Consider the following 13,468-nt stretch of genomic DNA (forward strand, 5'->3'; position numbering starts at 1 on the left):
ATTATCACTCCTATACATTTTCTATATTGTATCCTGCTGCTTTTTCCATCCTATTCATTATAGCACTTCCTATACCTTTTTCTTCTATAGCTTCTGCAATTATTATATCTACATCTAATTTATCAAATTCTCTTAACATTAAAAATAAGTTAGAAGCTATAGTACTTGGGTCTCTTCTTGAACCCAATACAAATAAATTTTTATTTTCATATCTTCCTTTTGTTTCCTCTGTTGCTAATATACCCACTTTTAATCCTTCTTCTCCATAATATCTATCTAAAATATTTATTCTTTTTATTATTTTTTCTAAATCTCCTCTAATTATCTTCATATTTGCCTTAGGCGAATAGTGTTTATATTTTTGTCCTGGGGATTTAGGTACAATATCTTTATCTTTTAATGATTTATCTTGTTCAACTTCATCAAATACTTCAAGTAAGTCTTCTCTAGTTACATCTCCTGGTCTAAGTATCATTGGAGTTTTACCAGTTACATCTAATACAGTAGATTCTAGACCTACATCTGTTTTTCCGCCATCTATTATCATATCTACTTTTCCAAACAAGTCTTCTTTAACATGATTTATATATGTTGGACTTGGTCTTCCTGATATATTAGCACTAGGTGCTGCAACAGGAATATCAGCTAATTCTATTATTTTTCTAGCTATATTATTTTTAGGCATACGTATAGCAACTGTATCAAGTCCTCCTGTAATTATATCTGGTATAATATCTTTTTTCTTCATTATTAAAGTTAAAGGTCCTGGCCAAAACTTTTCTATTGCTAATTTAGCAGAATCTGTTATGTCTCTTACTAAATAATTTAATTGATTTATATTTGATATATGAACAATTAATGGATTATCCTGTGGCCTTCCCTTTGCTTTGAATATTTTTTTTACTGCTTCAGTATTTAGTGCATTTGCTCCTAATCCATATACTGTTTCTGTAGGTATAACAACTAACCCACCATTCCTCAAAATACTAGCTGCTAATTCAAGTGCATTTTCTTCATCTGATTTTTTTATGATTGTTTTTTTATTCATATTATCCCTCTAATACATATTTTCTTTTTAATATTATATATTATTTTTATCATTATATACAACACGTATATTTATAATCCTATTTGAATAAAATTATATATCTTAAACTTTATGGGGTGCATTAAATGCAATTAATTAATAATACTTTAATAGGTTTCATTGTAGGAATATTAGGCACCAGTTTAGGTGCAATAATTGCTTTACTTTTTGTCCATGATAATAAAAAGATACTTTCACTGATACTTAGCTTTACTGCAGGTATTATGCTTTCTATTGTAACTTTTGATCTTATTTATGAAGCAATAGAATTATCAAATATAAAAATGACTTCCTTTGGCATATTTGTTGGAACAATTATAGTAGTATTTATGGAAAATATATTATATAAATTACAGATTAATAAAAATCATAATAAATTCATTAAATCTGGATTATTAATGGCCATTGCAATTGCTATACACAATATTCCTGAAGGTCTTGCTATAGGTTCTGGTTTCATGTTTACATCTGATATGGGTTTTAAACTTGCTATTATAATATCTCTCCACAATTTACCTGAAGGTATAGCTATGGCAACTCCTTTAAAAATAAGTGGATTTAAAGGAGTAAAAATAATAATTTATTCAATACTTGCAGGAATTCCTACAGGTATTGGTGCTTTTTTTGGAACCATCTTAGGAGGTATTTCAAATTCATTTATAGGTTTATGTTTTGCTATTGCTGCAGGGACTATGCTCTATATTACATGTGGAGAACTTATCCCAAACTCTAAAGATATCCACAATAATAGACTTGCACCTGTGACTTTGTGTCTAGGTTTTATTATTGGTATTATTATAATAAATATATTATAAAAGCGAACTCAAAAAAGTTCGCTAATTATTTTTCTATAGTTTTAAGTTTTTCTGCTTGATCTGTTGTGATAAGAGCATCTACCATTTCTTCTATATCCCCATCTAGAAAATTATCCAATTTATATACTGTCATATTTATTCTATGGTCTGTTATTCTACCTTGAGGATAATTATATGTTCTAATTCTCTCTGATCTGTCTCCTGTACCTACTTGTGATTTTCTAGCTTCTGCTATTTCTTTATTTTGCTCTGAAAGTTGTTTTTCATAAAGTCTTGCTTTTAATACTTTAAATGCCTTATCTTTATTTTTGAGCTGTGATTTTTCATCCTGCATAGCTACTACTATTCCTGTAGGAACATGAGTAAGTCTTACTGCTGAATCAGTTGTATTAACACTTTGGCCTCCATTACCTGATGAACGGTATACATCAACTCTTACATCATTCATATTTATTTCTACTTCTACATCATCTACTTCAGGAAGTACTGCAACTGTAGATGTTGAAGTATGAATTCTTCCACCAGATTCTGTTTCTGGTACTCTTTGTACTCTATGAACTCCTGATTCATATTTTAGTCTAGAATAGGCACCTTTACCTTTTATCATAAATACTATTTCTTTAAATCCACCTACTCCTTGTGAACTTGTACTCATAATATCTACTTTGAAACCTTGTCTTTCAGCATATCTTGAATACATACGGAACAAATCTCCTGCAAATATACCTGCTTCGTCTCCTCCAGCTCCTGCACGAATTTCTACTATAACATTTTTCTCATCATTAGGATCTTTTGGTATGAGTAAGAATTTAATTTCTTCTTGCAATTCTTCTTGATTTTTTTGTAATTCGTTTAATTCTTCTTTTACCATTTCTTTGAAATCGTCTTCTAACTTTTCATTCAACATTTCTTTTGATTCTTCTATTTGTTCTGTTACTTCTTTATATTCTCTATATTTCATTACAATGGGCTCTACTTCAGCATGTTCTTTTACATACTTTTGCCATTCATTTATATTGTTTATTATATCTGGATCACTTATCTTTCCGTTTAAATCTTTATACTTTTCTTCAAGAAAATCTAACTTTTCTAGCATTTATTTCACCTCATTCCCTTTCGCCAATAATATATTATATCAAAAATTTATTTAAAAGTCGAATTAATATATCAAAATTCCAGTTATTCCTGCCCCAATTATCCCTACTATAGGACTTATTTTTTTTATTCCTACCAAATAAAATATTGCTATTGCAATAATAGCTCCCTTTATATCTAATATAGATTCTTTTCCTACTAAATATAATGCAGATGCTATAAGCGATAATACTATAGGTCTAATTCCAGAAAAAATCCATTCTACATATTTAGAATTTTTAAATCGTTCTAGAAAGTGAGCTATTGTTATAAGTATTAAAAATGAAGGAAGTATCACTGAAATTGTTGCAATTGCTGAACCTAATACTCCATTTATATTAAAACCTAGAAATGTAGCTGAATTTATTGCAATAGGGCCTGGAGTTACTTGTGATATAGCAAGCATATCTATAAACTCTTTTGGATTTATCCAACCTCTATTTTTTATCAATTCTTCTTGTATAAATGGAAGCATAGCAAGCCCTCCACCGAAACTAAATAAACCTATTTTAAAAAATGATAAAAACAATTTTGGTGATATCATTATTCTTTCCTTTCTTCCCTTAATTTATTATATGCTATAGATACAAATGCAGCAGTTAACAATACATATACAGGACTAATCCCAAATATTATAAGAAAAACAGCAGCTAATATTGATATAATGATTAATATAGGTTTTAATTTAGCAGATATATATAAATTCCATAATGATGCCCCAATAAGTCCTACTACTGCAGGTGTAAGACCTTTGAATACTTTTTCTACTATAATATTATCCCTAAATCCGTATACAAATTTAACTACAAATAATATGATTAAAAAGGAAGGAGTTGATACTCCTATTGCACAAAAAATAGCACCTTTTATCTTATTTAACTTATAGCCTATAAGTATAGAAGTATTTATAGCAATTGCACCAGGTGATGATTGTGCAACGGCAAGTATATCTAAAAATTCTTTTTCAGTTAGCCACCTATTATTATCTACTACTTCTCTTTGTATTAAAGGTAACATAGCATATCCACCACCTATTGTAAATATACCAATTTTAAAAAAGGTGATAAAAAACTTAAAAAGATCTTTCAAGCTAGCCCATCCTTCCTATAACTGCTCTATCCCTACCTTGTAGGTCTTTTAATATTAATATATCTTTATATCCGTTATCTTTCATTATATTTTTAACACTTTCACCCTGATCATATCCTATTTCATAACATAAAAGTCCATTATATATAAGTTTTTCTTTTGCTTTTTCTGTTATATATCTATAAAATACTAACCCATCATCTCCACCGTCTAATGCAAGTCTTGGTTCATATTTTGATACTTCTATTTGAAGACTATCAATATCTCTTGAAGGAATATAGGGAGGATTTGATACTACTATATCCATTTTTTCGTCTATCTCTGGAAATCCCTCTAAAATATCTTTAGTTATTAACTGTACTCTGTCCTCAAGGTTCATTTTCTTTTTATTTTTACGTGCTATTTTTATTGCTTTTTCACTTATATCTACAGAATAAATATATGAATTTTCTATATAGTAAGCAAGACTAAGTGATATAGCACCACTTCCTGTTCCTATATCTAATATTTTTAATTTTTCTTTGTCATTTTTTCTAGCAAATTTTATTATATATTCAATTAATATTTCAGTGTCAGGTCTTGGTACGAGTACTCCCTCTGTTACATGGAAATCCAAACCCATAAATTCTTGATTTTTCAGTATATATTGTATCGGGTAACCTTGTTTTCTCTTTTCAACTAATTCTTCAAATTTATCTATAATTTCTTTATTTACTATACGATTTGGATGAGTGTAAAGATAGGCTTTATCAACATCTAATAAATGCATTACTATAAGCTCTGATTCTAATCTTGGACTTTTTCTTTCTGTTTTTGATAAGGATTTGAAACCTTTTTCCAAAAGGTTTCTTACAGTTGTACTCACTTGAAATGTCCCCTTTCAAAATATTCTATTTAAAATTATAACATAAGCTGAAAATCTCTACCAATATTTATTATAGTAGAGATTTTTAATCTTAATTTAATACTTCACTAAACTTCTCTGAAATATTTTTCATATTGTCAATATAATTTTCTGATAGTGGATCGACCTTTATTGCTTCCCCACCAATTTCCTCTGCTATAGTTTCTGCTTGTGAACTGCTAAATTCTTGCTGATAAAAAACAAATTTTATATTATTTTCTTTAGCAAAATCTATTACTTCAGTTATTCTTTTAGCACTTGCTTCCTTACCTGATTCCTCTATTGCTACCATATTGAGACCATAATCATCAGCAAAATATCCAAATGAAGGATGATAAATTATAAATGACTGACTTTTTACTCCTTCTAGACTTTGTTTTATACTTTCATCTATTTGATTTAATTCTGCTTTATATTTTTCACTATTTTCAGTGTAAAATTCCTCATTTTCAGAATCTAATTCTATCAACTTATCTGTTATAATATCTACTATAGCAATAACTCTTTTAGGTGATAACCATATATGTGGATCTCTACCTTCTTCATGGCTATGCTCTTCATCTTCTTCATGGCTATGCTCTTCATCTTCCTCAAAATATCTATTGGGAAAATCCTGTTCTATATTATTTGCTAAATGGATTATTTCCATATCTTCATTTAAATCTTTTGCCTTTGGAATAATATTTGATTCTTCTGCTGGTACTCCCATAGCAAAATATACTTTAGAGTCACTAAATTTTTGTAACTCTTTTGGTGAAGGCTGATAATTTGTAGGACTGTTTCCCGGTGGTATCATAGTAACCACTTCTATTTTCTCTTTTGCAATAGAATTTATAAATCCTTTTATTGGTGGTATTCCAGCAGCTACAGTTAGCTTGTCACTTTTTTGTGCTTCATTGTTATTATCGGTACAACCTGTTAATACAACTAATAATATTGTTAAAACAATAAATATTTTCTTCATAATTCCCTCCTTAAAACACATACGATTTTACATTTATACTTCTAGTATAACCTTTTGTATTATTTCTAACAGCATTATAAAATTTAATACCCTTTATAATAGACAGTAATCATAAAGAATAAACTTAAAATAAGATAGATAAATGTACATTTATCTATCTTATTTTAAATATAGTAAAATTTGAACCTTACCCACGTTTTACTTCATGATGGAGTCTACATCTTGCTTCATAACTTTCTTTTGCTCCTACAAGTATTGTCGGTTCATCATATCTTGCAGGTTTCCCATCTATTAATCTTTGAGTTCTTGTTGCAGGATTTCCACAAACCATACATACTGCTGTAAGTTTGTCCACAAATTCTGATATAGCTAATATTTCTGGTGTAGGCCCAAATGGTTCCCCTCTAAAATCCATATCAAGTCCTGCAACTATTACTCTAAGTCCTCTATTTGCAAGTGTTCTACAAATATGTACTATTCCTCTATCTAAAAATTGAATTTCATCTATTCCTACTACTTCTGTATCATCTTCTAATAATTCTAATATCTCTTCAGAATTTGATATACAAATTCCTTCTATTTTATCTCCATTATGGGATACTACATCAACTTTTGAATATCTATTATCTATTGCGGGTTTAAATACTTGTACTTTTTGTTTTGCTATCTTTGCTCTTCTAAGCCTTCTTATAAGTTCTTCACTTTTTCCACTATACATAGGTCCTATTGCAGCTTCTATATATCCATGATCGTTTGGTCCATACATCTAAATCCCCCATTGTCATTAGTATATTTTGAAAAAATAAAGGTTAGAAGAATTTTCCCTTCTAACCTATAGCTTCTATTACATTCCATATTTTTTCTTGAATTTATCAACACGTCCGCCTTTATCAATAAACTTTTGACGTCCTGTGAAGAATGGATGACATTCTGAACAAATTTCAACTTTTATATCTTCTTTTGTAGAACCAGTTTCAAATTCATTTCCACATGCGCAACGCACTTTAACCGTATTATATTCTGGATGGATTCCTTCTTTCACTAAAATCACCTCTTTCCGATGCAACTTATAAATTTATGATTTTCATATTTGTCAGTTTTCAACTAATACATTATAGCACAGAAAAAAAACTTTTGCAAACAACTAAATTTAAATTTTTATCCACAAAATCATTACTACTATAAAGGTTATTAACATTATATTTGTAGTAGAAAATGATAAATTCACATGTCTTAATTTCTTTATTATTTTGTAGTCTTTTTCTATTATAAGTTTAAATATTATATATCCTAAAAATACATTTAATATATAATCAATTATATAACCCATGTCAAATATATTTAAATAAGATACTTCTATTCCAAATAAATTTAACATTATACTTTTTGAAAATAATCCTAGAGACAAACAAGTTATAGCTAATATGCCAATAGAAGTTTCACTTGTTCTATGGTGTAATTTGTTTACATTAGAATGACCAAAAAATATCTGAGAAAATTTTACAAATGAAATTATAGTGCCTAAATTAAGCAAGTTTAACATATTTATTTTTAAACTACTTCCATAAAGTCCATGCTTTATTATTGTTTTACTTACATATCCATTAAATAAAGGTGCCCCTGTTATAGATAATATACCAATTATCATAAATATAGAGATAATTGGTGAATCCCTAAAAACGCCTCTTATTTCTGTAACGCGTCTTGAACCATATCTATTTATAAGTATTCCTGCTGCTAAAAATAGTAATGTCTTAAATATTGCATGATTAAATACATGTAGTGTTCCACCAATCAAAAGTTCTCCTTCCATAGCACTTATTCCCATAAGCATAATACCTATTTGAGATATTGTATGAAAAGCTAAAATTTGCTTTATATCTTTTTGAGTTAATGCAAACAAGACACCTAAAAATCCAGTTGCAAAACCTAATAAAAAGAAAAAATCATTTAATAGATCTATATTAAACATCTGATTCATCCGAATAAATGCATATAATCCACTTTTTACGAGCAGTCCTGAAAGTAAAGCTGATACTCCAGATGGTGCAGCACTATGGGCTCTTGGAAGCCAATTGTATACTGGAAAAAGTGCTGATTTTACTCCTACTGCTGCCATTATAAATACATAGGATAATTTAACTATATTTGTATCTCTAAAAAATTCTATTTTAACTTTTATTGTGTCCATATTAAGTGTACCTGTAAATGAATATAATAAAATTAATCCTAATAGATAAAATAATATGCCTACTGAATTAAAAGCAAGATAATAAAGCCCTGCTCTCACTGAAAAACCATCTTTTTTATATATTATAAGTATTGTTGAAAGTATTGTTATTATATCTAATACAACAAAAATGTTAAAAAGGTCATTACTAAATAAAAGTGCTATAAATGCTCCTTCTAGAAATAATAAAAAGAATAAAAACTTATATTCATGTTCTCTTTTATTCCAGCTATATAGTATTATTAAAGTCCAAATAAATATTGTAAGTGCTACAAAAACCATACTAAGATTATCAATTAGAAATGTAATTCCAATTGCTTTATTCCATGGTCCTAATGTGAATATATGTTTTCTTCCTATAGTTATAAAATACTTTGAATAAAGTATGTATAAAATTATATTTGTAATCTGGGTTACAAATGCCAAGTAATTTATTCTTCTATCATGTACTAAGTATATTATCATTGCTGAAAAAATTGGTATAAATATTAAAAATATCGGTATAAATTTCATAAATTACCTCCCTAAAAAACCCAAACCCATATGATCATAAATACGACAGTAACTAATGAAATCGCATTTGTATTTTCAAAGGATAGATTATAATTTCTTATTTTAATGTGAAAAACTCTATATAATTTAAATCAACTCTAAATATAGCTATAAGGATTAGAATAGGTGCAAAATCTATAATTATCCCTCCCTATCAAAAAGCTCCTTCCAACTAAGGGTACCATAATAATGAAATACTTTTATAGCTAACATGAGAGATAATGCAGTGATACTTGCTCCTATTACTATTGTTGTTATCATAAGAGCTTGTGGAATAGGATCTACTATTTTTTCCGCTATTCCATTTAAAATAGGTATTTCTCCTCCTTCTGTTGCTCCAATACTTAAAAACAATAATATTATTGCTGCTTGAGTTATATTTAAGGAAATAATTGTTTTGATTATCCCTTTACTAGTTGAAAGTCCGAAAAGTCCTATAAGTACTATTACAAATGAAAGTAATATTTCTAATTTCACCTATTCACCCTCTTCCATAAATGTAGTCAATATTGTTATAAGGCCTGTTGAAACCTTAATACCTATTAGAAAATTTAAGATTAATAAAAATATAGTTTTTACTCCCATACTCATATGTTCTGGAACAAAATTAGTAAAAAAGCTACCTCTAGTAAATATACTGGTCATTGCTACTAATATAATTATAAAAAAACTATATTTTTCTATTTTAACTAATATTACTATATCTTCTAATATTGGTACTTCCACTATATATGTTATTAGTATAGCTGTTGCAAGTATTGCTCCTCCTTGAAATCCACCACCTGGAGATAAATGTCCATTGATTATAACATAAAACCCATATATCAGTATAAATGGAAATAAAATTCTACAAATACATGTTAAAATTTCGGATTTTTTCATATTACATCATCATCCCTTTTAGAAATAAAAATAATACCTGAAACTGTCACAAGAAGAAGTCCTGCTTCAAATAGTGAATCATATAATCTATAGTCTAAATATATTGCTGTTATAAGATTTTTAGAGCCTGTTTCTTCTAATCCATTATTAAACAAGTAATTTTTAGCGTAATTATCTACATCCAAATCTATCAAAATAGAAGAAAAACTTAAAAATATTATTACTAGAAGAATTATAGTTATAATTTTTTTAATCATAAACATGTTCCTCCTCTACAAATTTCACCTTTACATCTTTATAGTCTCCACAAATTTTACTTAGTCTATTAGTAATAGTAGATGCTGGATTTCCTTTAAAGACATAATGTTTATCTTCTTTATATATAAATAAGTCCACATTTCTAACTCTAAATACTTCAAATGATATATCATTTTTATCTTTTAAAAATACTAGTTTAAGTTGATAATAATCAGTTAATTCTTCTAATATTTTGTATCCTATTCCAGACTTACTTTCTATATCTAGAAAGCTATCTTCTACACTTCCTAATACTACAATAAACTCCTTTTGCTTAGATATAGCTATTATAAATATAAGGGGTATTATTGCACTTCCTATTGCAGCTTCAGCAAGTGCCAAGTCTGGTGCCCTATAAAAATAATAAAGAAGAGCTGAAATAAGAGAAAATACTGAAAAGAAAATAACTGATTTTAAATTATTTTTTAATGTTATTACCGTAATAGATATTATTATTAAAAAAACTTGAAGTAAAATTATTATATTCATAATCTCTCCTTATCTGGTTTTGAAGGTATACCATTTAAATATGCACTTCTTGCTATGATATGATTACTAACTGGACCTGTAAGTAGCATAAATACTAGTATTATAATAAGTCTTATTGATAATGTGTTTATTCCAACTTTAAATATTAGAGCAAATATTATTGTAATAAAAGCCACTGTATCTATATTGCTACTAGTAAGTAATCTAGCATAAATATTTTTGAATCTATATATACCCAAAACTCCAAAAAATATAAATATCCATGAAAGAAAAATTAAAATTATCGAAATAATATCAAATATCATTTTTGTCTTCCTCCTCTAAGTAAAAATCTTGAAAGAAGCGTTATAGTCAAAAATCCTATGATCCCATAAGATATTGCAATATCTAAAAGCATTGAACTTTCTTTATATATTCCATATATTGTTATAAGAAGTATTGTATGTGCTGAAATTAAATTAAGGCACATTAGCCTGTCCCAAAGAGTAGGCCCTTTTACCATTTTTATTAAAACAAAAAACATTGCAATTATCAAAACAACCATAGTTATGATTAAAAACATATATCAATTCTCCTTTTTAATAAAGAGTTTTTCAAATTTCTCTTTGATATTTTTTTCTGCGTCTCCATTTTCATCTTGCCTTATATATAATACGATTAATTTGTTGTCTTTTTTATCTACAGTAATTGTCCCTGGTGTAAGTGTTATTGAATTAGCTACAAGTGTAATCAAAAAAGAATCTTTTAAATCTAGCTCTATCTCCAATATAGAAGGATCATATTCATCTTTTATTATGCTTTTCATCAGATCTATAGAAGATATATAAATTTCTGAAATAAGAATAAATATGTACTTTATCCATGTATAAATACTAGGAAACGAAAATAAAAATCCGTTTTCAGTATATAGTAATCCATAAGACAAATAGGTTACTATAAAAGAAACTATAATCCCTCCTATTATATTTAAAATCTCTAAATTAAGAGTAAGTAACATCCAAAATATAAATAGAATAATAAACATCTTAGGGTGAAATTTCTTTACTTTCATTATTCCTCCTCTTTAAGCCCATTTTTTTCTTTTACGAGTATTATTTCTATATTTTCTCCATCATAATTAACATATGATTTATCTATAAGACTTGCAATAAGGTATATATTTTCTTCTTCTATATCATCATATAATCCTTCATATAATAATAAAGTTATATCATAATCTTCATCTTTTTCAAGATACTCTCTTAATTTATCAACATTCTCTTTCTTTAAATTTTTTATATTACCTACCATTCTTATTCTCATGTATTCTTCATTATTATCTATATTTAAATCAATTTTTTTAGCATCTTTTTTAAGCATTATGGAAGTAAGAGAACAAACTATATTATAAATATCATGCTTTCCTCTATTTAACATATTTTCACCTCTCCTTTTTTTATAATACCCTTTTCACATATATATAAAGCAAGACTAGAAGAAAATCTTCTAGTCTATTTTTTATTCCTCATTATCTCAATGAACTCAAAGTTTGTTTTTGTCTTCATTAATTTTTCAAGTATCATTTCTGCTACATCTACAGTAGAAGTATTACCAAGTGCCTTTCTTATATTCCAAATTGTTTCAAGTTCTTTTTGTGATAAAAGTAAGTCTTCTCTTCTTGTACCAGATTTATTTATATCAATTGCAGGGAATATTCTCTTCTCAGATAATTTTCTATCTAAATGCACTTCCATATTTCCTGTTCCTTTAAATTCTTCAAATATTACATCATCCATTCTGCTACCTGTATCAATTAAAGCTGTTGCAAGTATAGTAAGACTTCCTCCATTTTCTATTTTTCTTGCTGCCCCAAAAAAGCTTTTTGGTTTATGTAATGCTCCTGGATCAAGTCCTCCTGAAAGTGTTCTACCTGTTGGTGGTATTATAAGATTATATGCACGAGCAAGTCTTGTTATGCTATCTAAAAGTATAACTACATCTTTACCATGTTCAACTAATCTTTTGGCACGTTCTAACACCATTTCTGCCACTTTTGTATGATGACGTGGAAGCTCATCAAATGTAGAATACGCTACATCTCCTTTAACTGAACGTTGCATATCTGTAACTTCTTCAGGTCTTTCATCTATTAATAATATTATAATTTCTACATCAGGATGATTTTTTGCTATACTATTAGCAACTTTTTTAAGAAGTACTGTTTTTCCTGCCTTTGGAGGAGCTACTATCATTCCTCTTTGGCCTCTTCCTATTGGAGCAATAAGATCTATTATTCTAGTTGAAATTTCAGATGGGTTTGTTTCAAGAGTCATTCTTTCAATAGGATAAATAGGGGTAAGTGTATCAAAGTTTGGTCTATTAGTTGCACTCTCAGGATTTAAATCGTTTACCTTCTTAACATATAATAAAGCATTATATTTTTCACCTGTTTTTGCAGGTCTTGTTATCCCAAATACTTTATCACCTGTTTTAAGATTGAATCTTCTTATTTGTGAAGGAGATATGTATATATCATTATCTCCTGAAAGATAATTTTGACGTCTTAAAAATCCGTATCCACCATCAGGGTGAAGTTCAAGTATCCCTTCAACATAATTTATTTCTTTGCTTTTATCTATTTCTTCTGATAGTCTGTCTGGCAACTCTTTTTTGTGCATTTCTTTTTGATTTAATTTTTCTATTTTTTCTAAATCTCCTGCCTTTAATAAATGATCTATCAATTCGTCTTTTCTAAATTTAGTAAACCCTTTTAGACCTACATTTTTTGCTATGCTTTTTAACTGGTCTAATTTCATCGACTCTAGGTCCGATCGTTTCAAAATTCCACCTCCGCAAATTTACAATTATATATAATTTTATGTATTTTATATGGTATATGAATTTAAATATCATGGAAAAATAATATAAGAAAATAAAAGATAAGCTTATATATAAAGTAATATTATCCGCTAGCCATGAGTATTAGAACTCACAGCTTTTGGATAATTATATAGTATCATTTGAATATTAACAAGTCAATAAGAAA

General features: G+C 27.8%; 19 protein-coding genes. 1 reads left to right on the forward strand and 18 read right to left on the reverse strand.

Annotation, left to right across the window (positions count from 1 at the left end; translation table 11 throughout):
• Positions 1-10 precede the first annotated feature (10 nt).
• A complete protein-coding gene (locus D3Z33_RS04250; protein ID WP_160196551.1) occupies positions 11-1,048 on the reverse strand; it encodes an L-threonylcarbamoyladenylate synthase in 1,038 nt (345 codons plus the stop codon).
• A 125-nt stretch (positions 1,049-1,173) separates the two neighbouring features.
• Between D3Z33_RS04250 and D3Z33_RS04255 the strand changes: the two genes are divergently transcribed.
• Positions 1,174-1,902 (forward strand): ZIP family metal transporter, encoded by a 729-nt coding sequence (locus tag D3Z33_RS04255; protein WP_160196552.1) that lies wholly within the window; start codon positions 1,174-1,176, stop codon positions 1,900-1,902.
• A 25-nt stretch (positions 1,903-1,927) separates the two neighbouring features.
• On the opposite strand, the gene prfA is transcribed toward D3Z33_RS04255, so the two are convergent.
• From prfA to rho, 17 genes are all read right to left on the reverse strand, one after another.
• Positions 1,928-2,998 (reverse strand): peptide chain release factor 1, encoded by a 1,071-nt coding sequence (prfA, locus tag D3Z33_RS04260; protein WP_160196553.1) that lies wholly within the window; start codon positions 2,996-2,998, stop codon positions 1,928-1,930.
• 63 nt (positions 2,999-3,061) lie between these two features.
• Positions 3,062-3,580 (reverse strand): chromate transporter, encoded by a 519-nt coding sequence (locus D3Z33_RS04265; RefSeq protein WP_160196554.1) that lies wholly within the window; start codon positions 3,578-3,580, stop codon positions 3,062-3,064.
• A complete protein-coding gene (locus D3Z33_RS04270; protein ID WP_160196555.1) occupies positions 3,580-4,125 on the reverse strand; it encodes a chromate transporter in 546 nt (181 codons plus the stop codon). The genes D3Z33_RS04265 and D3Z33_RS04270 overlap by 1 nt, the downstream gene beginning before the upstream one ends.
• Before the next feature lies 1 nt (position 4,126).
• Positions 4,127-4,990, reverse strand: coding sequence for a peptide chain release factor N(5)-glutamine methyltransferase (gene prmC / locus D3Z33_RS04275; protein WP_160196556.1), 864 nt, complete (start codon positions 4,988-4,990; stop codon positions 4,127-4,129).
• Positions 4,991-5,081: 91 nt separating this feature from the next.
• The gene (locus D3Z33_RS04280; RefSeq protein WP_160196557.1) at positions 5,082-5,993 is read right to left on the reverse strand and encodes a metal ABC transporter solute-binding protein, Zn/Mn family; all 912 of its coding nucleotides are present in this window, start codon (positions 5,991-5,993) and stop codon (positions 5,082-5,084) included.
• Between the two features lie 187 nt (positions 5,994-6,180).
• Positions 6,181-6,759 carry a thymidine kinase gene (locus D3Z33_RS04285; RefSeq protein WP_160196558.1) on the reverse strand — a complete coding sequence of 193 codons (579 nt, stop codon included), beginning with the start codon at positions 6,757-6,759 and terminating at the stop codon, positions 6,181-6,183.
• A 78-nt stretch (positions 6,760-6,837) separates the two neighbouring features.
• Complete coding sequence (rpmE, locus tag D3Z33_RS04290) at positions 6,838-7,035, reverse strand: 50S ribosomal protein L31 (RefSeq protein ID WP_130805705.1); 198 nt, start codon at positions 7,033-7,035, stop codon at positions 6,838-6,840.
• A 108-nt stretch (positions 7,036-7,143) separates the two neighbouring features.
• Entirely contained in the window at positions 7,144-8,736 is a 1,593-nt protein-coding gene (locus tag D3Z33_RS04295) for a complex I subunit 5 family protein (RefSeq protein ID WP_160196559.1), read from the reverse strand.
• 180 nt (positions 8,737-8,916) lie between these two features.
• Positions 8,917-9,252 (reverse strand): NADH-quinone oxidoreductase subunit K, encoded by a 336-nt coding sequence (locus D3Z33_RS04300; protein WP_160196560.1) that lies wholly within the window; start codon positions 9,250-9,252, stop codon positions 8,917-8,919.
• Positions 9,253-9,657: an MnhB domain-containing protein gene (locus D3Z33_RS04305; RefSeq protein ID WP_160196561.1), complete on the reverse strand. Its 405-nt coding sequence runs from the start codon at positions 9,655-9,657 to the stop codon at positions 9,253-9,255. It lies immediately after the preceding gene.
• The gene (locus D3Z33_RS04310) at positions 9,654-9,914 is read right to left on the reverse strand and encodes a hypothetical protein (RefSeq protein WP_160196562.1); all 261 of its coding nucleotides are present in this window, start codon (positions 9,912-9,914) and stop codon (positions 9,654-9,656) included. The genes D3Z33_RS04305 and D3Z33_RS04310 overlap by 4 nt, the downstream gene beginning before the upstream one ends.
• Positions 9,907-10,443: a Na(+)/H(+) antiporter subunit B gene (locus D3Z33_RS04315; RefSeq protein WP_160196563.1), complete on the reverse strand. Its 537-nt coding sequence runs from the start codon at positions 10,441-10,443 to the stop codon at positions 9,907-9,909. Before D3Z33_RS04315 ends, D3Z33_RS04310 begins: the two co-directional genes overlap by 8 nt.
• Positions 10,440-10,748 carry a monovalent cation/H(+) antiporter subunit G gene (gene mnhG / locus D3Z33_RS04320; RefSeq protein WP_201750426.1) on the reverse strand — a complete coding sequence of 103 codons (309 nt, stop codon included), beginning with the start codon at positions 10,746-10,748 and terminating at the stop codon, positions 10,440-10,442. Before mnhG ends, D3Z33_RS04315 begins: the two co-directional genes overlap by 4 nt.
• Positions 10,745-11,005, reverse strand: coding sequence for a monovalent cation/H+ antiporter complex subunit F (locus D3Z33_RS04325; protein WP_160196564.1), 261 nt, complete (start codon positions 11,003-11,005; stop codon positions 10,745-10,747). The genes mnhG and D3Z33_RS04325 overlap by 4 nt, the downstream gene beginning before the upstream one ends.
• A 3-nt stretch (positions 11,006-11,008) precedes the next feature.
• The gene (locus tag D3Z33_RS04330) at positions 11,009-11,494 is read right to left on the reverse strand and encodes a Na+/H+ antiporter subunit E (RefSeq protein ID WP_160196565.1); all 486 of its coding nucleotides are present in this window, start codon (positions 11,492-11,494) and stop codon (positions 11,009-11,011) included.
• Positions 11,494-11,859, reverse strand: coding sequence for a hypothetical protein (locus tag D3Z33_RS04335; RefSeq protein WP_160196566.1), 366 nt, complete (start codon positions 11,857-11,859; stop codon positions 11,494-11,496). The genes D3Z33_RS04330 and D3Z33_RS04335 overlap by 1 nt, the downstream gene beginning before the upstream one ends.
• A gap of 74 nt (positions 11,860-11,933) precedes the next feature.
• Positions 11,934-13,262: a transcription termination factor Rho gene (gene rho, locus D3Z33_RS04340; protein ID WP_160196567.1), complete on the reverse strand. Its 1,329-nt coding sequence runs from the start codon at positions 13,260-13,262 to the stop codon at positions 11,934-11,936.
• Positions 13,263-13,468: the final 206 nt, after the last annotated feature.

It is taken from the genome of Senegalia massiliensis, assembly GCF_009911265.1.
GTDB lineage: Bacteria > Bacillota > Clostridia > Tissierellales > SIT17 > Anaeromonas > Anaeromonas massiliensis_A.

Excerpts from the sequence above, each read along its gene's own strand:
- D3Z33_RS04325 (WP_160196564.1), bottom strand. The coding sequence starts at position 11,005 with ATGTTTTTAATCATAACTATGGTTGTTTTGATAATTGCAATGTTTTTT.
- mnhG (WP_201750426.1), bottom strand. The coding sequence starts at position 10,748 with ATGATATTTGATATTATTTCGATAATTTTAATTTTTCTTTCATGGATA.
- D3Z33_RS04280 (WP_160196557.1), bottom strand. The coding sequence starts at position 5,993 with ATGAAGAAAATATTTATTGTTTTAACAATATTATTAGTTGTATTAACA.
- D3Z33_RS04265 (WP_160196554.1), bottom strand. The coding sequence starts at position 3,580 with ATGATATCACCAAAATTGTTTTTATCATTTTTTAAAATAGGTTTATTT.
- D3Z33_RS04255 (WP_160196552.1), top strand. The coding sequence starts at position 1,174 with ATGCAATTAATTAATAATACTTTAATAGGTTTCATTGTAGGAATATTA.
- D3Z33_RS04295 (WP_160196559.1), bottom strand. The coding sequence starts at position 8,736 with ATGAAATTTATACCGATATTTTTAATATTTATACCAATTTTTTCAGCA.
- D3Z33_RS04285 (WP_160196558.1), bottom strand. The coding sequence starts at position 6,759 with ATGTATGGACCAAACGATCATGGATATATAGAAGCTGCAATAGGACCT.
- D3Z33_RS04315 (WP_160196563.1), bottom strand. The coding sequence starts at position 10,443 with ATGAATATAATAATTTTACTTCAAGTTTTTTTAATAATAATATCTATT.
- D3Z33_RS04250 (WP_160196551.1), bottom strand. The coding sequence starts at position 1,048 with ATGAATAAAAAAACAATCATAAAAAAATCAGATGAAGAAAATGCACTT.
- D3Z33_RS04310 (WP_160196562.1), bottom strand. The coding sequence starts at position 9,914 with ATGATTAAAAAAATTATAACTATAATTCTTCTAGTAATAATATTTTTA.
- D3Z33_RS04335 (WP_160196566.1), bottom strand. The coding sequence starts at position 11,859 with ATGTTAAATAGAGGAAAGCATGATATTTATAATATAGTTTGTTCTCTT.
- D3Z33_RS04305 (WP_160196561.1), bottom strand. The coding sequence starts at position 9,657 with ATGAAAAAATCCGAAATTTTAACATGTATTTGTAGAATTTTATTTCCA.
- prfA (WP_160196553.1), bottom strand. The coding sequence starts at position 2,998 with ATGCTAGAAAAGTTAGATTTTCTTGAAGAAAAGTATAAAGATTTAAAC.
- D3Z33_RS04330 (WP_160196565.1), bottom strand. The coding sequence starts at position 11,494 with ATGAAAGTAAAGAAATTTCACCCTAAGATGTTTATTATTCTATTTATA.